Here is an 18,846-nt window from a genome sequence, read left to right as displayed (position 1 = left end):
TCCCGAAGGCAGTCAGGGCCGCGCCACACCGGCCGCCACCTCGGCACCGAGCCCGTCGTCCTCCATGTGACGTACTTCCTGCCCGCCCGCAGCCCCCTCTCGGTCCACGAGGCGCCCCGGCCCGCGAGGACCCGGCCGCACCCGCCGGGTGATGATGGGGCCGTGCGACTCGAGGCGATCACCTGGGAGCGGCTGACCGAGCACCTGGCCGAGCGGGCCCTGCGGAGCACTGCCGCTGACGGCAGTCCCTGGCTGCGCATCGGCGTCGACGGCGCTCCAGCCGCGCGGCCCGGCGAGCTTGCCGAGCGGCTCGCCGAAGCGCTGCGGCTGCGGGGAAGAGGCGTCGTCGTGGTGGGGACGGGCGGCTTTCTCCGCCCGGCGTCCCTGCGGTTCGAGTACGGGCGGGAGGACCCCGACACGTACTACAGCGGCTGGTTCGACACCGGCGCCCTGTGGCGGGAGGTCTTCGGACCGCTGGAGGCGGGCGGAACCGGCAAAGTCCTGCCCGACCTGTGGGACCCGGCGACCGACCGGGCCACCCGCAGCCCGCACGTCGGCCTGCCCTCCGGCGGCGTGCTGCTGCTCCACGGTCCGTTCCTGCTCGGGCACTGGTTCCCGTTCGACCTGACCGTGCACCTGCAACTCTCGCCGGGGGCCCTGGAGCGCCGCACGGACGAGAGCGAACGCTGGACCCTCCCGGCGTACGCACGCTACGAGTCGGAGGTCGCCCCGGGCGACGCGGCCGACGTGCTCGTACGGGCGGACGACCCCCGGCACCCGGCCTGGTCCGGCACCGGCTGACGTGTTCGTACGGCGGACGAAGCGCGGTACCCCGGCGCCGTCGGGACGGAGCTGACGGGGCCGGGTCAGGGCCGGCCGCCGACCGTTTCCACCGCCTCGGCACCGGCCCGGCAGCCCTCCTGAGCCGCCGTACGGGCATCGGCGCCCGCCAGCCGCGCCGCGAGGAACGCCCCGGTGAAGGCGTCGCCCGCGCCCGTCGAGTCCAACGCCTCGGCCGGGTGCGGCGGCAGGCGGGCTGTGATCTCGCCCGCCTCGGCGACCAGCGCCCCCCGGCCTCCCAGCGTCACCACCGTCAGCGGCACGAGGCGGCTGAGTTTCGCGGCGGCGTCGGCGGGGTCCGGGAGACCGGTCAGCAGGCGTGCCTCGTCGGCGTTCGGGAGCAGGACGTCCACGCCGTCGAGGACCGACAACAGGCGCTCGACGCCCAGGTCGGCTATGAACCCCGCGGAGGCGGGGTCCACGCTCACCGGCACGCCCCTGCTCCGTGCCGTGCCCATGGCACTCAGAGCGGCAGCCCGGCTGGTGTCCGAGAAAAGCAGATAGCCGGACAGATGCAGATGGCCGACGCCGTCGAGCATCGACGGGGACCAGTCCGCCGGGCACAGCCGCAGCACCGCGCCGCTGTCGGTGAGGAACGTCCGCTCGGCGGTGGCGTCGACGAGTGCGACGACCGTCGCGGTCGGAACCTCGTCGTCGGGCACGAGCAGCGGGACCACACCCGCCGTTCGCAGCCGCTTCGCATGCCACTCCAGGTCGGCGGCGCCCGCCCGGGCGAGCAGCCGTACGTCGCGGCATCCCCGATGTGCCGCCCAGCAGGCCACGTTGGCCCCCGCACCGCCGGGCAGGACACGGATGCTCGCGGCGGTGTCCGTGCCCGGCGCGAGCGGTGTGCCGTACCGGGCGACGACATCGGTGACGACCTCTCCCACGACGAGGAGGCCCGTCATGCGTACGCCGCTGCGATCAGCGCCGCCAGCCGCACATTGCCACGCACCGCCGCCAGATTGGCCTCGAGGGACGAGCCGTCCGTGTACCGCATCAGCCGTTCGAGGAGGAACGGTGTGACGGCCTGACCCGTGACGCCCTCCGCGCGGGCCTCGTCGAGCGAGCGTGCCAGCACCCGGTCGTGCAGCGCCGGATCCAGCTGCTCGTCCACGGGGACGGGATTGGCCACGATCAGCGAGGAGTACGGCTCACCGACGGTGTCCTGGGCGCGCATCACGGCGGCGACCTCGGCGGGGGAGCCGACGGTCCAGTCGACCGGTTCGCCCGAGGAGGCCAGATAGAAGCCGGGGAACCGGTCGGTGCCGTACCCGATCACCGTTACGCCGAGCGTCTCCAGGCGCTGGAGGGTGGCGGGGACGTCCAGGATCGACTTGACGCCCGCGCAGACCACGGTCACGCCCACCCGGGCGAGCAGCCGCAGGTCCGCCGACTCGTCCTGGGTCTCGGTCCAGCCTCGGTGTACGCCGCCGAGGCCGCCGGTCGCGAAGACGCGGACACCGGCGCGGTCCGCGAGGAACGCGGTGGCGGAGACGGTCGTCGCGCCGCTCGCGCCCGTCGCGAGGGCGGGGGCGATGTCGCGGTGGCCCAGCTTGCGCATGTCCGGATCCCCGGCGACCCGCTCCAGGTCGGTCTTGGTGAGGCCGACACGGGCCTTTCCGTCGAGCACGGCGATGGTCGCGGGAACGGCGCCGCCGGAGCGGACGAGCGCCTCCAGCTCCTCCGCGACCGCCAGATTGCGCGGACGCGGGAGTCCGTGCGCGATGATCGTCGACTCCAGGGCCACGACGGGGGCGCCGGCGTGGAGAGCTTCCCGTACCTCTTCGGACACTATGACTGCGGTCTGGGACATGTCCCATCCCTGGCGCGGCGGAGTCGGCCGCAAACATCCCGGCCGGGCGACGTCCGCGCCGCGGCCGCTACCGCGTGGCGAGTGCCCGCCGCATCGCCAGTCCCGCCATCGGCAGGAGCAGCAGTGCGCCGATCACGTTGAGCCAGCCGTATCCCGCCTGTGCCACCACCAGTCCGGCCGCCGCGCCCCCGATGCCCGCCGACGCGTTCATCGTCAGGTCGGACAGGCCCTGGACCGCCGCCCGTGTGGGCTGGGGGACGGACTCGGTGAGCAGCGTGGAGCCGGCGATTAGCCCGGCCGACCAGCCGAGGCCGAGGAGGAACAGCCCGGCCGCGGTCTGCCCATGGCTCGCGCCCGCCGTCCCGGCGAGCAGCGCGGCCATGCAGAGCAGCCCCGCCGCGAGGCCGATCACCGCGAGCCGTCCGAGGCGGTCCGTGAGCCGGCCCATCACGGGGGAGAAGGCGTACATGCCCGCGATATGGCCACTGATCACCAGCCCGATCAGTTCGATGCCGGCGCCGTGGTGGCTGAGCGCGACCGGCGTCATCGACATGATCGACACCATGGCGGTGTGCGAGACGGCCACGGTCACCAGAGCCAGCCGGGCCATGGGCGACGCGCGCACGGCCAGCAGCCCGGCCTTGAGCGACCGGCCCTCGGGAGAGCTGTCCGTCCGGGACATCGCCCGGGCGGTGAGCAGCGGATCGGGGCGCAGCAGGACGAGGACGAGCACCGCGGAGACCAGGAACACTCCGGCCGCCCAGAGGAAGGGCCCCGCGGCTGCCGGGATGCCGAGCCCGGACACGCTCCGGCCGGCCGGGGAGGCGATGTTGGGCCCGAGGACCGCGCCGATCGTCGTCGCCCACACGACGGTGGAGATGGCCTGCCCGCGCCGCTCGGGCTCGGCGAGGTCGGCGGCGGCGAAACGCGCCTGCAGGTTCGCGGACGACGCGCCGCCGAAGCCGGCCATGCCGACGAGCAGCAGGGGGAAGCTGTTGATGACGGCGGCCACGACCACCACGCCCGCGCCCAGCGCGCCGATGAGATAGCCGAGGACCAGTCCGGGGCGGCGGCCCCGCGAGGTCATCAGCGCCGCCAGCGGTACGGACAACAGCGCGGTCCCGGCGACGGTGGCGGTCGGAGCGAGCCCCGACAGTGCCTCGGTGCCACTGACCTCCTGGGCGAGCACCGCGGCCAGCGCGATGCCGGTGGCGACCCCGAGACCGCCGAGGATCTGGCTCGCGATCAGCACCGCGTTGACACGCCGGCGTATCGAGGGCAGGTCGGCGGCGGCCTGCGCCGCCGCCTTTGGCGCTTCGGGTATGTCAGCAGCGTCGGGGCTCGTGGTCACCGACGCAGTGTGCCAGAGGGGACCTCCGGCCGACCGGCGCGTCAGAACAGCGGTTGCGGAAGTACGCCCTCGATGGCCAGCAGCCGCCGCTTGGTCTCCAGACCTGCCCCGAAGCCCCCGAGCCCCCCGTCCGTCTCCACCACCCGGTGGCACGGCACCACGACCGGCAGGGGATTGGACCCCATCGCGGCGCCCACGGCCTGTGCGGCGCCCGGCTGCCCGACGCGGGCCGCGAGGTCCCCGTACCCGACGACCGTCCCGTAGGCCACGCCGGCCAGCAGCTCGCGCAGCACCTGGCGGTTGAAGCCGGCGGAGAGCGACCAGTCCAGAGGCAGGGCGAAGTCGTGCAGCGTGCCCGCGAAATAGGCCTCGAACTGGCGTATCGGCTCGGCGAGCCGGCCCGTCGCGTCCTCGACGGGCTCGGCCCCGAGACGGTCGGCCAGCTGCCGCACAGCGCGGTCCCGCACGGACGGTGCGGCGTGGAAGACCACGGTGACCAGACCCTCGTCGGTCGCGGCGAGGAACAGCGGACCGATGTCCGTGCCGATCACGGCCCACTCGAACGTCTTCATGCCGACCACGGTACGGCCGGCCACCGACAGCCGGGTGCGGATCAGCCAACCGCGTCCCGGACGACGTCCGGGTTGTTGGTGATGATCCCGTCCACGCCGAAGCCGGCCACCCGCTCGGCCGCCGCCGCGTCGTTCACGGTCCAGGTGCTGACCCGCAGCGGCTTGTCGTGGGCGCCCTTGAGCGCGTGCACCGCGGCGACGTACTCGGCGGTGAGGGACGTGTGTGAGGGGTTGATCTGGTCCGTGAAAGCCGCGTACACGGGCAGGTCCGCCACCGCGGGCGTGCCGAGGAAGCCGGTCGTGATGTCGGGGCGCTGCTCGTGCACGGCCCTGACGCTGTCCGCGCCGAAACTCTGGATGACGAGCCTGCTGCGCACATGGCTCCGGTCGAGCCAGCCCTCCTCACCCAGCACACGCAGCGTGTCCTGCTCGATGCCCGGGTACAGCTCCGGCTTCTTGATCTCCAGCAGCAGCTTCTGCTGGTTCTCGTCCACGCGGTTCAGGTACTGCTTCAGCGTCGGCACCCGGGAGCCCGTCCATTGGGCGCCGCGCCAGCTGCCCGCGTCCAGTGTGGCGATCTCCGCGGCGGTGAAGTCCTTCACCTTCCACGGGGCGCGGGCAGGGAACTTCTGCTCCACGTCGGTGGTCCGGGCCAGCGAGTCGTCGTGGACGACCACCAGCTCGCCGTCCTTGGTGCGCTGGACGTCGTTCTCCACCCAGGCGAAGCCCATGTCGTCGGCGAGGTCGACCGCCGCGAGGGTGTTCTCCGGCGCGTAGGCGGAGGCGCCGCGGTGTGCGATCACGTGCGGGCCGTCCGCGGCTGCGGCGGGCTGCTCGGTGCCTGCCGCGGAACCGGGCAGGACCAGCGCGGTGAGTCCCAGAGTCGTGGCGGCGGCCAAGGCAGCGACGGGGCGTGCGTACACGGGGTCCATCCTCACGTCGTCGGATCACGGACGGGCCGAGAGTGACAGTCCCCGGCCAATGAGGCACAGGTGAAGTATGGCCGGAGGGTGAACGGATCGGCCCTCGGAACGCTCTCCAACCCTCGGAAGGCTCGCCAAGGAGAGCCCCGGCGGGCACGGCGGCGCGGACGCCGGTCCAGGGTCGACAAATCTCCGCCGAGACATTTGCATACACTTCCGCGAGCCGTACCCTCGCCCAGAACCAGACGTTCCATCAGAGACCGCGGGGATCGTAGGGCGGCGGGGGACCACACGGGACGAAGGGTGCGACGCATGCAGGGCACGGTGGACGGATTCGGCTACGGCCTCGTCACCCCGGTGGCGGCCTACCTGATGGCATGCCTCGGCGGCGCCCTCGGGCTGCGCTGCACCACCAGGTCCCTCCAGGACCGTGGCTCGTACCGGCCGGGCTGGCTCCTGCTCGGCGCGAGCGCCATCGGCTCGGGCATCTGGAGCATGCACTTCATCGCCATGATGGGCTTCACCGTCGAGGAGACCCCCATCGGCTACGACAGGGCGACCACCTTCGCCAGCCTGGCCGTGGGCATCGTGATGGTCGGCATCGGGATCTTCATCGTCGGCCACCGGGGCGCCACCCCGATGTCCCTGGTCACCGGCGGGACGATCACCGGCCTCGGAGTGGCGTCCATGCACTACCTCGGCATGGACGGCATGCGACTTCAGGGCAGGCTCGAGTACGACACCCTCACCGTCGCCCTCTCCGTGGTGATCGCCGTGGTCGCGGCGACCGCCGCCCTGTGGGCCGCCGTCTCGGTGCACGGATTCCTGGCGAGCCTGGGGGCCGCGCTCGTGATGGGCCTCGCGGTGAGCGGTATGCACTACACGGGCATGGCCGCGGTCAGTGTCCACATCCATGACGCCGTGGAGGCCGTCGACGTCGCCGTCACCGTCACCGGTGATCCGCCCGCCGCGCTCCTCGGCCCCATGCTCGTCGGACCCGCGGTGTTCCTGCTGCTCGCCGGCGCCGTCGTGATGTTCGACCCGCTGCTCGTGACGGGCGGCGAGCAGTACGGACACGTCCACGGCGCCAGGACCACGGCGTACGGCCTGCCGGCGGCGGCGTCCCGCCGCCCCGCCGGCCGGGCCGCCGGGAGGCCGCCTCGCCGCGGTCGCATCGGGGCGGGACGCTCCTGAGCCTCCCGCTCCGCCGCCGTTCGGGACCCCGACTGTCAGTGGGGGGTCGTACGGTGGTTGCATGCGGCCCGTTTCCAAGATCGAACGTACGGTGGCGCCTTTCGAGGTCGTCAGCCCCTTCCGGCCCAGCGGCGACCAGCCGACGGCCATTGCCGAGCTGGAGCGACGGATCCTCGCAGGTGAGAAGGATGTCGTCCTGCTCGGCGCGACCGGCACGGGCAAGTCGGCGACCACGGCCTGGATGATCGAGAAGCTCCAGCGCCCCACCCTGGTCATGGCTCCGAACAAGACCCTGGCCGCCCAGCTGGCGAACGAGTTCCGCGAGCTCCTCCCGAACAACGCGGTGGAGTACTTCGTCTCGTACTACGACTACTACCAGCCCGAGGCGTACGTCCCGCAGTCGGACACCTACATCGAGAAGGACTCCTCGATCAACGAGGAGGTGGAGCGGCTGCGACACTCCGCGACGAATTCGCTCCTCACCCGGCGCGACGTCGTCGTGGTCGCCTCCGTCTCCTGTATCTACGGTCTCGGCACCCCGCAGGAGTACGTGGACCGCATGGTCCAGCTCAAGGTCGGCGACGAGATCGACCGCGACCAGCTGCTGCGCCGCTTCGTCGACATCCAGTACACGCGCAACGACATGGCGTTCCAGCGCGGCACCTTCCGCGTCCGCGGTGACACCATCGAGATCTTCCCGGTCTACGAGGAGCTCGCCGTCCGCATCGAGATGTTCGGCGACGAGATCGAGGCCCTGTCCACGCTCCACCCGCTGACCGGCGAGATCATCAGCGACGACCAGTCGCTGTACGTGTTCCCCGCGAGCCACTACGTGGCCGGCCCGGAGCGTATGGAGAAGGCGGTCAACGGCATCGAGGCGGAGCTGGAGCAGCGCCTGGCCGAGCTGGACAAGCAGGGCAAGCTGCTGGAGTCCCAGCGGTTGCGCATGCGGACCACGTACGACATCGAGATGATGCGCCAGATCGGTTCCTGCTCCGGCATCGAGAACTACTCGATGCACTTCGACGACCGCGAGCCGGGCTCCCCGCCGAACACGCTCCTCGACTACTTCCCGGAGGACTTCCTCCTCGTCATCGACGAGTCGCATGTCACCGTTCCGCAGATCGGCGCGATGTACGAGGGTGACGCGTCCCGCAAGCGCACGCTGGTCGACCACGGCTTCCGGCTGCCGTCCGCTCTGGACAACCGCCCGCTGAAGTGGGAGGAGTTCAAGGAGCGCATCGGCCAGACCGTCTATCTGTCGGCCACCCCGGGCACGTACGAACTGTCCCGAGGCGACGGCTTCGTCGAACAGATCATCCGGCCCACGGGCCTGGTCGACCCGCAGGTCGTCGTCAAGCCCACGGAGGGCCAGATCGACGACCTGGTGCACGAGATCCGCGAGCGCACCGAGAAGGACGAGCGGGTCCTGGTCACGACACTGACCAAGAAGATGGCGGAGGACCTGACGGAGTACTTCCTCGAGCTGGGCATCCAGGTCCGCTATCTGCACAGCGACGTCGACACGCTGCGCCGCGTCGAACTGCTGCGGGAGCTGCGCGCCGGTGAGTACGACGTCCTGGTCGGCATCAACCTGCTGCGCGAGGGGCTCGACCTGCCCGAGGTCTCGCTGGTGGCGATCCTCGACGCCGACAAGGAGGGCTTCCTGCGCTCCGGGACCTCCCTGATCCAGACCATCGGCCGCGCAGCGCGCAACGTGTCCGGCGAGGTCCATATGTACGCGGACAAGATCACCCCGGCGATGGAAAAGGCCATCGAGGAGACCAACCGCCGCCGGGAGAAGCAGATCGCGTACAACACGGAGAACGGCATCGACCCGCAGCCGCTCCGCAAGAAGATCAACGACATCGTGGCGACCATCGCACGCGAGGAGGTCGACACCGAGCAACTGCTGGGCACCGGCTACCGCCAGACGAAGGCCGACAAGCCCGGCAAGGGCGCCAAGGCTCCTGTCCCGTCGCTCGGCGCGGGCGCGGGGCGCAAGGGCGAGGTGCTCACCGACCGGCCGGCGACCGAACTGGCCGGGATCATCGAGGAGATGACCGACCGGATGCGTGCGGCCGCCGCGGAGCTCCAGTTCGAGGTCGCGGCCCGTCTGCGTGACGAGGTGAGCGAGTTGAAGAAGGAGCTGCGCCAGATGAAGGAGGCAGGGCTCGCGTGAGTCCGCCGTGCGGGATGTGACGGCCGGACACGTCCGTGTGTTGCAAGACCGACACAAAAACAGACGACCGCGCCGTGCTGTCGGTGCGACTGCGTAGGGTGCTTGGACGACCGCACACACGGGCGGTGGCAATTCGCGAGAAGGGGACAGCGCGTGACGGTCAACATGACCAAGGGTCAGGCCATCAGCCTGCAGAAGAGTGACGGGGGCACCCTCACGGCGGTGCGGATGGGCCTCGGCTGGCAGGCGGCACCCCGCCGCGGTCTGTTCGGCTCGCGCACGCGGGAGGTCGACCTGGACGCCTCCGCGGTGCTGTTCGCCGACAAGCAGCCGGTGGACGTGGTCTTCTTCCGCCACCTCGTCAGCGACGACGGCTCGGTCAAGCACACCGGTGACAACCTGGTCGGCGGCGCCGGTTCCGGCGGCGACGACGAGGCGATCCTCGTCGATCTGCAGCGGGTGCCGGTCCACATCGACCAGATCGTCTTCACGGTGAACTCGTTCACCGGCCAGACGTTCCAGGAGGTGCAGAACGCCTTCTGCCGCATCGTCGACGAGACCAACGGCCAGGAGCTCGCCCGCTACACGCTCGACGGCGGCGGCCAGTACACCGCCCAGATCATGGCGAAGGTGCACCGCGCCGGCGGGGGCTGGCAGATGACGGCCCTCGGCAACCCGGCCAACGGCCGTACGTTCCAGGACCTGATGCCGGCCATCCTGCCGCACCTGTAGACACAGCGGCAGTTCCGCGTCGCACCGCAGCTCCCGGAGGCACAGCCGCCGGGAGCTGCCCGCGTACCGACCGCACACATACGTACCGGCCGCACACATACGTACCGGCCGCACCCGTACATACCGGCCGCACCACCCGTACCGGCCGCACTCACCCGTACCGACCGCCGCACACACGCGTACCGATCGCACACAGCAGAGCACCGAGGGGACAGAGCACATGACGGCCGAGCTGGTCCGGGGGCAGAACCACCCCCTGCCCGACACCCGACTCGAGATCCGGGTGTCGGCAGGCCATCCGGTCGTCGCGTGCGCCACCTGTTCCGGTGAGCAGGGCACGGCACGCGAGGACTGGGTGGCCCATCCCGGTGTACCGGCCCTGCCCGGTGTCGAGGTGCCGGGGCAGGCCGAGCGGTCACCCCGCTTCGTCGTGGACCTGGCCGCGGTGCCGACGGAGGTGCAGCAGGTCAACGTGCTGCTCGCGCTTCCTCAGGGCACCGGCGGCCCCGACCGCTTCGGCACGACCGCGGCCCCGTTCGTCGCGGTCATGGGCCAGGACGGCTCCGAGATCGCCTCCTTCACCATCACCGGCCTGGACACCGAGACTGCGGTCGTCGCGGTCGAGCTGTATCGCCGCCAGGGTGCCTGGAAGGTCCGCGCGGTGGGCCAGGGGTACGCGGGAGGACTGGCCCAACTGCTGGCGGACCAGGGCATGGAGGGCGCCGCCAGGGCGGCGGCGGCCATCCAAGAGGCCGCTGGGCCGCGTCCGCAGCGTGTCGAGCCCGCCAGGATGACCACGGCCACCGCCGATGCCGCGGGGCAGGCGTCCGGTCCCGACCGGCCCTCCCCGGCGGACGCTGCGCCCGCCGACGGCCGCACCGCGCCCCCGGCCGCGCCGGCCACCCCTCCGCAGCAGACGCCCGTGCCCGACGCCGCCCCGCAGATGCCGGCCGGGCCCATCAACTACGCACATCCGCGCAGGCAGTCGGCCCCGCCCCCGCCGGCTCCGGCCGCCGGGACGGCTGAGCCCGGCCGCCCCGCCGCGCCGGTGGCGGGCGATGCCGGCGGCTGGTCCATGGAGGAGCGTCTCTACAACCAGGTCTGGGGCATGTTCGAGGACCTCGCCCGGACCGTCGCCGCGTACCGCAGTGCCGTCGAGTTCGCCGAGTCCCGGATGGACAAGGAGCTCGACCACGTCCTGTCCGACCCGCGCAGCCGCATCGGCAGCACCGGGGACGCCGCCAGGGCGGCGGCGCGCGCGAAGTGCGAGCAGTTGACCGACCAGGCGCGGCAGGCCCTCGACCGGGACCTGGCCCAGCTGGCCGCCGAGTCGGACGTCGTCGAGCCGGCGCTGCCGCCCGCGTTCGCCCGCTGGGACAACCCCTGCTGGCAGGCCTACCGCGTTCCCATGGAGGTCCCCATGGCGCTGCGCCTCGGTGACCTCCATCTCCCGGAGAGCCCCGAGCTGCGCATCCCGTGCCTGGTGCGGCTGCCGCTCGAGCGCGGCCTGTGGGTGGACAGCGGGCGCTCGAGCTCGGACGCCGCGATGGCGATGGACGAGGCGCAGCTGCGGCGCCTGGCCGCCGACTCGGCGGTCATGCTCGCCGCCCGCCTGCTCGCGGTCTACCCGCCCGGCGAGTTCACGGTCCACGCGATCGACCCGGCGGGCACGGCCGCCGCGTCGCTGGCTTCGCTGGTCGACTCCGGGGCCCTGGCCGGACCGCCGGCCGCCGGTGCCCAGGGCGTGAGCGCCGTCCTCGCCAAGCTCACCGAGCGCGTCGATCTGGTGACGATGGCTGTGCGGGGCGGGGCTGCCGACGCGCTCCCGCCCGACCTCGACACCGCCGAACAGCTGCTGATCGTCAATGACTTCCCGCACGGCTTCGACGACCGCGCGGTCAACCAGCTGCGCTACCTCGCGGACGAGGGCCCGGACGTCGGCGTCCACCTGCTGATGGTGGCGGACCGTGAGGACGCCACCGCCTACGGTCCGGTGCTCGACCCCCTGTGGCGCTCGCTGCTGCGGATCACACCGGTCCCCGACGACCATCTCGCCGACCCGTGGGTGCGCCACGCGTGGACGTACGAACCGCTGACCGTGCCGCCGGGCAGCGATGTGCTGCGGCAGGTGCTGGCCCGAGTGACGGAAGCCCGCCGCTCCTGGGGCCGCTGACCGGGCGGTCTCCCCAACAACTCGTCCGACCAGGGGACTTGAGCCCTGCTTTACCTTCTTCTTTACCTATCCTTGGTCTTTCATGTACTGTTCTTTACGCGGAGGGGAGTACTCCCGGTCGCGGCGTGCCCGTCAGTACGGACAGACAGAGAAGTCCCGGGGCGCCGGCCTGTGGCGGACATTGCCCGGGTGGAGGAGACCTCCGGCAGCGACGACGCTGATCAGTAGCCGTACGACGCCGGAGGCGCAGTGGACGTTTCAATGACCATCTGGGTGCTGACCATTCTCGGTCTCAGCGCCCTCATCGCGGTCGACTTCTTCATCGGGCGCAAGCCCCACGACGTATCGATCAAGGAAGCCGGCATCTGGACCGTGGTCTGGATCGTCCTGGCGGCACTCTTCGGCTTCGGCCTGCTGTTCGCCGGCGAGAGCCAGGCGTCGGGCGAGTTCTTCGCGGGCTTCATCACGGAGAAGTCGCTGAGCGTCGACAACCTCTTCGTCTTCGTCCTGATCATGGCGAAGTTCGCCGTGCCCTCACACCTCCAGCAGCGGGTGCTGCTCATCGGTGTGCTGATAGCGCTGGTGCTGCGGGCCATCTTCATCGCGGCCGGTGCGGCCATCATCGCAAGCTTCTCCTGGGTCTTCTACATCTTCGGCGCGTTCCTGATCTACACCGCCTGGAAGCTCATCCAGGAGGCGCGCTCCGACGAAGAGGAGGAGGAGTTCGAGGAGAACAGGCTCCTCAAGTCGGTCGAGCGCCGCTTCGGCGTCGCCGACAAGTACCACGGCACGAAGCTCTTCATCCGTAACAACGGCAAGCGCGTCCTGACACCGCTCATGGTCGTCATGCTCGCCATCGGCACCACCGATGTGCTCTTCGCGCTGGACTCCATCCCCGCGATCTTCGGCCTCACCCAGGACCCGTACATCGTCTTCACCGCCAACGCCTTCGCGCTGATGGGCCTGCGACAGCTGTACTTCCTCATCGGCGGGCTGCTGAAGAAGCTGGTCCACCTCAGTTACGGCCTGTCGGTGATCCTGGGCTTCATCGGGGTGAAGCTGGTGCTGCACGCCCTGCACGAGAGCGGGGTGCACGTCCCGGAGATCTCCATCCCGGTCTCGCTGGCCGTGATCTGCGGTGTCCTCGTCGTCACGACCGTCACCAGCCTGATCGCCTCCAAGAAGCAGGCGGAGCGGGAAGCGGCCAACGACGCGAAGAAGGAGAGCGTCGAGGCCTGACGGCCGAGCGGCTCGTGGCCCCCGGGCCCCGACGACGCACAGAGCCCCCGGCGGGTGCGGACGGCAGGACCGTCCGCACCCGCCGGTGCGTTCTCGGTGCGCGGGGCGGGCCTGCCCCGGCCGACACCGATCCGAGTGCCGTTCTCCGTGTCCCGGCCGGCACCGACCCGGGTGCGTCTCCCTGCCCCGGCCGGCAGCGATGCGCGGCGGCCGCGGTGTCGAATACCGTGACGCCGGGGCAAGCGGCACCGGCCCCTGTGCACCCGCACCGCGAGACATGAAGCAAGCAGAGCGCCCGACACCTGCAACCGGCACACCGAGGACTGATGGCCGTGCTCATCCGCAGAGGCGCGAAGGACACCGGAACCCCGGCCGGGCCGGCACTGCGCCTCGACCGGTTCGTGACGCCGTCGGAGGCCGCCGTCCTGCTGCTCCACGGCGGCCGCGCCGACGCGCTCGAGCCGCCGTCGGCGCTGAACCTGCCCGGCGTGCGGATGAGGCCCTTCGTCCGGTCCGTCGCACGCGCCACGACGGGGCACGGCATCGCGCTCGGCCGGGTCCGGTACGCGTTCCGGGGGTGGAACGGCTCGCGCGCCGACGCGGGACGCGACGCGCTGCGAGCGCTCGACGAACTCGCGGCGGTCACCGGGCCCGTGCCCACCGTCCTGGTGGGCCACTCGATGGGCGGCCGCGCCGCCCTGCACGCCGCCGGTCACCCACTGGTGTCCGCGGTCGTCGGGCTCGCCCCGTGGTGTCCCGGGGGTGAGCCCGTGGACCATCTGACCGGCAAGCGGCTCGTGCTGCTGCACGGCGAGCGAGACCGGGTCACCGACCCCAGGGAGACCTGGGCCTTCGCCGACCGGGCCCGCGCCGCGGGCGCCGAGGTCCACGCGCTGTCGATGCCCGGCGGCGACCACGCGATGCTGCGCGGCGCCGCCGACTGGCACACGCTGACCACCGGGATGGTCACGGGCCTGCTGGGTCTCGGTCCGTTTCCGGCGCGCGGCGAGCACGGCTTCAGGCCCGTGCCGGCCTGACGGCCGCGACGGGACCTACCAGCCCCGCTCGCGCCACTCCGCCAGGTGGGGACGCTCCTCGCCCAGGGTCGTGTCCTTGCCGTGCCCCGGGTAGACCCAGGTCTCGTCGGGAAGCACGGCGAAGAGCTTCTCCTCCACACCGTCGAGCAGGCTCGTGAACGCCTGCGGGTCCTTGTGCGTATTGCCCACGCCGCCGGGGAACAGGCAGTCGCCGGTGAACACGTGCGGATGCCCGTGGGGGTCGTCGTAGACCAGCACGATGGACCCGGGGGTGTGGCCGACCAGATGACGGGCGGTCAGCTCCACCCGTCCGACCCGGATCGTGTCCCCGTCCTCGACGGGCACGTCGGTCGGGACGGGGATGCCTTCCGCGTCATGACGGCCGGCGTAGGTACGGGCGCCGGTCGTCCTGACCACGTCCTCCAGCGCCTGCCAGTGGTCGCCGTGCCGGTGGGTCGTGACGACGGCGGCGATGGAATCGTCACCGATCAGCTGCAGCAGCGTGTCCGGATCGGCCGCCGCGTCGATCAACAGCTGCTCACCGGTAGCCCGGCAGCGCAGCAGATAGGCGTTGTTGTCCATCGGTCCGACCGCGACCTTGGAGATCATCAGGTCGGCGAGCTCGTGCACGTCCGCCGGGCCACCGACCTTCACAGCTCCGCTGTATGTCATGCGTCTCAGCCTATAGCCGCCTACAGCGCCGGCAGTACGGGCAGCGGGCCCCCGGCGCACTCCAGGCCCGTACCGTCGCGGCGGCCCGAGAGCCAGCCCAGCACATCCGCCGGGGAGCCGGAGACGGTGACGGGAGCACCGTCGGTGCCGCCGGTCCGCCACTCGCCGTCGCCGGTGAGGACACGGGTCGGGGGCACGTCCGCGCGGCCGCTCCAGCGCTCCGCCAGGAAGGCGGTCTCCCGCTGCGTGAACTCCTTGGGCAGGTCCTCCAGCTCGTAGCCCGTGCCGAGGTCGACATGGTGGAGCTCGACCTCGACGAGGCGGCGGAACGGGACCCGTGCCGCGCGGTCGGTCACACCGTTGCGCAGCTCGACGGTGCGCTCCCAGTCGCCCTGGGCGCCGCCCGCGTCCTGGAAGCGTGCCGCCGAGGCGCGCAGGTCGTCGAGCTGCTCGGAGAGCGCCCGGGGCGCGTCGCGCTCGATGTCCGCGTCGCGGGCCTCGCCTGTGACATACATCGGTCGGCCCTCGAGAACATTTACGAGCGCGTCGGCGTTACGGGAGATGTGGGCGAGCACATGGCCGCGGGTCCAGCCCGGCAGTCGTGACGGCTCGGCGACCGCGGCGTTGCCCAGTCCGGCGGCTGCGGTGAGGAGCCGGTCCGTCGCTTCGTGTACAGAGCGAAGGTCGCTCACAGGATCGATCATGAGGTCGACCCTAGCTCCGCCCACTCGATCGGGTGAAGGTATCGGCACGCGTCCGTAAATCGAATGCGCGTGCTATACGCTCGGTGGAGGCATCCTTGAAAGTCAGGCATCAATCTTCTGGCCGCCCCCGAAGACTGAGTCCCAGTCCGGGACGGGGGCTGTGCCTCCGCTTCTACGCAGAAAGGTGCGGACCGGCGTGGCCGACCGTCTCATCGTTCGTGGCGCTCGCGAGCACAACCTGAAAAACGTCTCGCTCGACCTCCCGCGTGACTCCCTCATCGTGTTCACCGGGCTCTCGGGGTCGGGAAAGTCGTCCCTCGCGTTCGACACGATCTTCGCCGAGGGGCAGCGCCGGTACGTCGAATCGCTCTCCTCCTACGCCCGGCAGTTCCTCGGACAGATGGACAAGCCGGACGTCGACTTCATCGAGGGCCTCTCACCGGCCGTCTCGATCGACCAGAAGTCGACCTCGCGCAACCCGCGCTCCACGGTCGGCACCATCACCGAGGTCTACGACTATCTGCGTCTGCTGTTCGCGCGGATCGGCAAGCCGCACTGCCCCGAGTGCCGCCGGGTCATCTCGCGGCAGTCGCCGCAGGCCATCGTCGACAAGGTGCTCGAGCTGCCCGAGGGCAGCCGCTTCCAGGTGCTCTCGCCGCTGGTGCGTGAGCGCAAGGGCGAGTTCGTCGACCTCTTCTCCGATCTGCAGACCAAGGGCTACAGCCGGGCACGGGTCGACGGGAAGACCGTCCAGCTCGCCGAGCCGCCCACGCTGAAGAAGCAGGAGAAGCACACCATCGAGGTGGTCGTCGACCGCCTCACCGTGAAGGACTCCGCCAAGCGCCGGCTCACCGACTCCGTCGAGACCGCGCTCGGACTCTCCGGCGGCATGGTCGTGCTCGACTTCGTCGACCTCCCGGAGGACGACCCCGAGCGCGAGCGGATGTACTCGGAGCATCTGTACTGCCCGTACGACGACCTGTCCTTCGAGGAGCTCGAGCCCCGCTCCTTCTCGTTCAACTCTCCCTTCGGCGCCTGCCCCGACTGCACCGGCATCGGCACCCGGATGGAGGTCGACCCCGAGCTGATCGTCCCCGACGAGGAGAAGTCGCTCGACGAGGGCGCGATCCACCCCTGGTCCCACGGCCACACCAAGGAGTACTTCGGCCGCCTGATCGACGGGCTCGCGCAGGCACTCGGCTTCTCCACGGACATGCCCTGGGCCGGGCTGCCCGCCCGCGCCAAGAAGGCCCTGCTCCACGGGCACAAGACCCAGCTCGAGGTCCGCTACCGAAACCGGTACGGACGCGAGCGCGCCTGGACCACCCCGGCCTTCGAAGGGGCCGTGCAGTTCGTCAAGCGGCGGCACTCCGAGGCCGAGAGCGACTCCAGCAGGGAGCGCTTCGAGGGCTACATGCGCGAGGTGCCCTGCCCGACCTGTGAGGGCACCCGGCTCAAGCCGATCGTGCTCGCGGTCACCGTGATGGAGAGGTCCATCGCCGAGGTCTCCGCGATGTCGATCAGCGAGTGCGCCGAGTTCCTCGGCCGCCTCAAGCTCAATGCCCGCGACAAGAAGATCGCCGAGCGGGTCCTCAAGGAAGTCAACGAGCGGCTGCGCTTCCTGGTCGACGTCGGCCTGGACTACCTGTCGCTCAACCGTGCCGCCGGCACGCTGTCCGGCGGCGAGGCCCAGCGCATCCGGCTGGCCACCCAGATCGGTTCCGGCCTGGTCGGCGTGCTCTACGTCCTCGACGAGCCCTCCATCGGCCTCCACCAGCGCGACAACCACCGGCTGATCGAGACCCTCGTCCGGCTCCGCGACATGGGCAACACCCTGATCGTCGTCGAGCACGACGAGGACACCATCAAGGTCGCCGACTGGGTCGTCGACATCGGCCCCGGCGCGGGCGAGCACGGCGGCAAGGTCGTGCACTCCGGCCCGTTGAAGCAGCTGCTCGCCAACAAGGAGTCGATGACCGGGCAGTACCTGTCCGGTCAGCGGTCCATCGCGACTCCGGAGCTGCGCCGCCCCGTCGACCCGACGCGCCGGCTGACCGTGCACGGCGCCCGGGAGAACAATCTCCAGGACATCGACGTCGCCTTCCCGCTCGGAGTCCTGACGGCCGTCACCGGCGTCTCCGGCTCCGGAAAGTCGACCCTGGTCAACGACATCCTCTACACCCACCTCGCCCGCGAACTGAACGGCGCGAAGTCGGTGCCGGGCCGCCACACCCGGGTCGACGGCGACGACCTCGTCGACAAGGTGGTCCATGTCGACCAGTCGCCCATCGGCCGCACCCCGCGGTCCAACCCGGCGACGTACACCGGTGTCTTCGACCACGTCCGCAAGCTCTTCGCGGAGACCATGGAGGCCAAGGTCCGCGGCTATCTGCCGGGCCGGTTCTCCTTCAACGTCAAGGGCGGCCGCTGCGAGAACTGCTCCGGCGACGGCACGATCAAGATCGAGATGAACTTCCTGCCGGACGTGTACGTCCCGTGCGAGGTCTGCCACGGAGCGCGGTACAACCGCGAGACCCTGGACGTCCACTACAAGGGCAAGTCCATCGCGGAGGTGCTGGACATGCCGATCGAGGAGGCGCTGGACTTCTTCGAGGCCGTCCCGACGATCTCCCGCCATCTGCGGACCCTCAACGAGGTCGGCCTCGGGTACGTCAGGCTCGGCCAGCCCGCGCCGACGCTGTCGGGCGGTGAGGCGCAGCGCGTGAAGCTGGCGTCCGAACTCCAGAAGCGCTCGACGGGCCGGACGGTCTACGTGCTGGACGAGCCGACCACGGGTCTGCACTTCGAGGACATCAGCAAGCTGATCACGGTTCTCTCCGGGCTGGTCGACAAGGGCAACTCGGTGATCGTCATCGAGCACAACCTCGACGTCATCAAGACGGCGGACTGGGTCATCGACATGGGTCCCGAGGGCGGCAACGGCGGCGGCCTGGTGATCGCCGAGGGCACGCCGGAGCAGGTCGCGGGCGTGCCGGCCAGTCACACCGGCAAGTTCCTGCGGGACATCCTGGACGCGGAGCGGATCAGTGACGCGGCGGCCGCCGGGGGCGGCGCGGGGGCGGCGGTGCCGGCGGCGCGGAAGCCGTCGGCGCGTAAGCCGGCGAAGAAGGCGGGGGTGGCGGCGAAGGGGGCGCGGGCGCGGAAGGCGTGACGTCCGGTTCGGCCGGGGCGGGGTGCGGGTGCGCCTGCGGCGGGCCTGTTCCCCACCCTGCCCCCTTCCCGAACCGGCGGCTCCGCCCCCGGACCCCGCGCCTCACACGCCGGCGAGGCTGGAAATGCCGCGCAGCGGCCCGGCCCGGCACCCCCGTACCCGGCCGCCGGCCGGGTGATCTCCGCCGGTATCGTCGGGTCCGGCAGGACTCGACCCGCGTCCCGTACCCCCACGAACCG

General features: G+C 71.2%; 15 protein-coding genes. 8 read left to right on the top strand and 7 right to left on the bottom strand.

Features of this window, described 5'->3' with window-relative positions; genetic code table 11:
* Positions 1-162 precede the first annotated feature (162 nt).
* Positions 163-801 carry a uridine kinase gene (locus OGH68_RS08540; protein ID WP_264242731.1) on the top strand — a complete coding sequence of 213 codons (639 nt, stop codon included), beginning with the start codon at positions 163-165 and terminating at the stop codon, positions 799-801.
* 65 nt (positions 802-866) lie between these two features.
* On the opposite strand, the gene OGH68_RS08535 is transcribed toward OGH68_RS08540, so the two are convergent.
* From OGH68_RS08535 to OGH68_RS08515, 5 genes are all read right to left on the bottom strand, one after another.
* Positions 867-1,748, bottom strand: a complete 882-nt coding sequence (locus tag OGH68_RS08535; protein ID WP_264242730.1) for a carbohydrate kinase family protein — start codon at positions 1,746-1,748, stop codon at positions 867-869.
* Positions 1,745-2,656 (bottom strand): pseudouridine-5'-phosphate glycosidase, encoded by a 912-nt coding sequence (locus OGH68_RS08530; protein ID WP_264242729.1) that lies wholly within the window; start codon positions 2,654-2,656, stop codon positions 1,745-1,747. The genes OGH68_RS08535 and OGH68_RS08530 overlap by 4 nt, the downstream gene beginning before the upstream one ends.
* Positions 2,657-2,723: 67 nt before the next feature.
* Entirely contained in the window at positions 2,724-4,007 is a 1,284-nt protein-coding gene (locus OGH68_RS08525; protein ID WP_264242728.1) for an MFS transporter, read from the bottom strand.
* 41 nt (positions 4,008-4,048) lie between these two features.
* Positions 4,049-4,579 (bottom strand): methylated-DNA--[protein]-cysteine S-methyltransferase, encoded by a 531-nt coding sequence (locus OGH68_RS08520; RefSeq protein ID WP_264242727.1) that lies wholly within the window; start codon positions 4,577-4,579, stop codon positions 4,049-4,051.
* A 41-nt stretch (positions 4,580-4,620) separates the two neighbouring features.
* Positions 4,621-5,502, bottom strand: coding sequence for a glycerophosphodiester phosphodiesterase (locus OGH68_RS08515; protein ID WP_264242726.1), 882 nt, complete (start codon positions 5,500-5,502; stop codon positions 4,621-4,623).
* A 312-nt stretch (positions 5,503-5,814) separates the two neighbouring features.
* Here OGH68_RS08515 and OGH68_RS08510 point away from each other — a divergent pair, with 312 nt between their 5' ends.
* The 6 genes from OGH68_RS08510 (at position 5,815) to OGH68_RS08485 (ending at position 14,059) form a co-directional block, all read left to right on the top strand.
* Positions 5,815-6,696, top strand: a complete 882-nt coding sequence (locus OGH68_RS08510) for an MHYT domain-containing protein (RefSeq protein WP_264242725.1) — start codon at positions 5,815-5,817, stop codon at positions 6,694-6,696.
* A gap of 61 nt (positions 6,697-6,757) precedes the next feature.
* A complete protein-coding gene (gene uvrB / locus OGH68_RS08505; protein ID WP_264242724.1) occupies positions 6,758-8,878 on the top strand; it encodes an excinuclease ABC subunit UvrB in 2,121 nt (706 codons plus the stop codon).
* 153 nt (positions 8,879-9,031) lie between these two features.
* Entirely contained in the window at positions 9,032-9,610 is a 579-nt protein-coding gene (locus tag OGH68_RS08500) for a TerD family protein (protein WP_100106600.1), read from the top strand.
* Between the two features lie 220 nt (positions 9,611-9,830).
* Positions 9,831-11,783, top strand: coding sequence for a TerD family protein (locus tag OGH68_RS08495; RefSeq protein WP_264242723.1), 1,953 nt, complete (start codon positions 9,831-9,833; stop codon positions 11,781-11,783).
* 249 nt (positions 11,784-12,032) lie between these two features.
* Positions 12,033-13,022, top strand: a complete 990-nt coding sequence (locus OGH68_RS08490; protein WP_264242722.1) for a TerC family protein — start codon at positions 12,033-12,035, stop codon at positions 13,020-13,022.
* A 326-nt stretch (positions 13,023-13,348) separates the two neighbouring features.
* Complete coding sequence (locus OGH68_RS08485) at positions 13,349-14,059, top strand: alpha/beta hydrolase family protein (RefSeq protein ID WP_264242721.1); 711 nt, start codon at positions 13,349-13,351, stop codon at positions 14,057-14,059.
* Between the two features lie 15 nt (positions 14,060-14,074).
* Here OGH68_RS08485 and OGH68_RS08480 read toward each other — a convergent pair whose 3' ends face one another.
* Complete coding sequence (locus tag OGH68_RS08480; protein WP_264242720.1) at positions 14,075-14,731, bottom strand: MBL fold metallo-hydrolase; 657 nt, start codon at positions 14,729-14,731, stop codon at positions 14,075-14,077.
* A 20-nt stretch (positions 14,732-14,751) separates the two neighbouring features.
* Complete coding sequence (locus tag OGH68_RS08475; protein WP_264242719.1) at positions 14,752-15,435, bottom strand: maleylpyruvate isomerase family mycothiol-dependent enzyme; 684 nt, start codon at positions 15,433-15,435, stop codon at positions 14,752-14,754.
* 196 nt (positions 15,436-15,631) lie between these two features.
* On the opposite strand from OGH68_RS08475, the gene uvrA reads away from it, so the two are divergent.
* The gene (gene uvrA / locus OGH68_RS08470; RefSeq protein WP_264242718.1) at positions 15,632-18,607 is read left to right on the top strand and encodes an excinuclease ABC subunit UvrA; all 2,976 of its coding nucleotides are present in this window, start codon (positions 15,632-15,634) and stop codon (positions 18,605-18,607) included.
* The last annotated feature ends 239 nt before the right edge of the window (positions 18,608-18,846 follow it).

The organism is Streptomyces peucetius (assembly GCF_025854275.1).
Taxonomy (GTDB): domain Bacteria; phylum Actinomycetota; class Actinomycetes; order Streptomycetales; family Streptomycetaceae; genus Streptomyces; species Streptomyces peucetius_A.
Note: the sequence above shows the minus strand (reverse complement) of the source record. Positions and strands in the feature narration are given on the sequence as shown.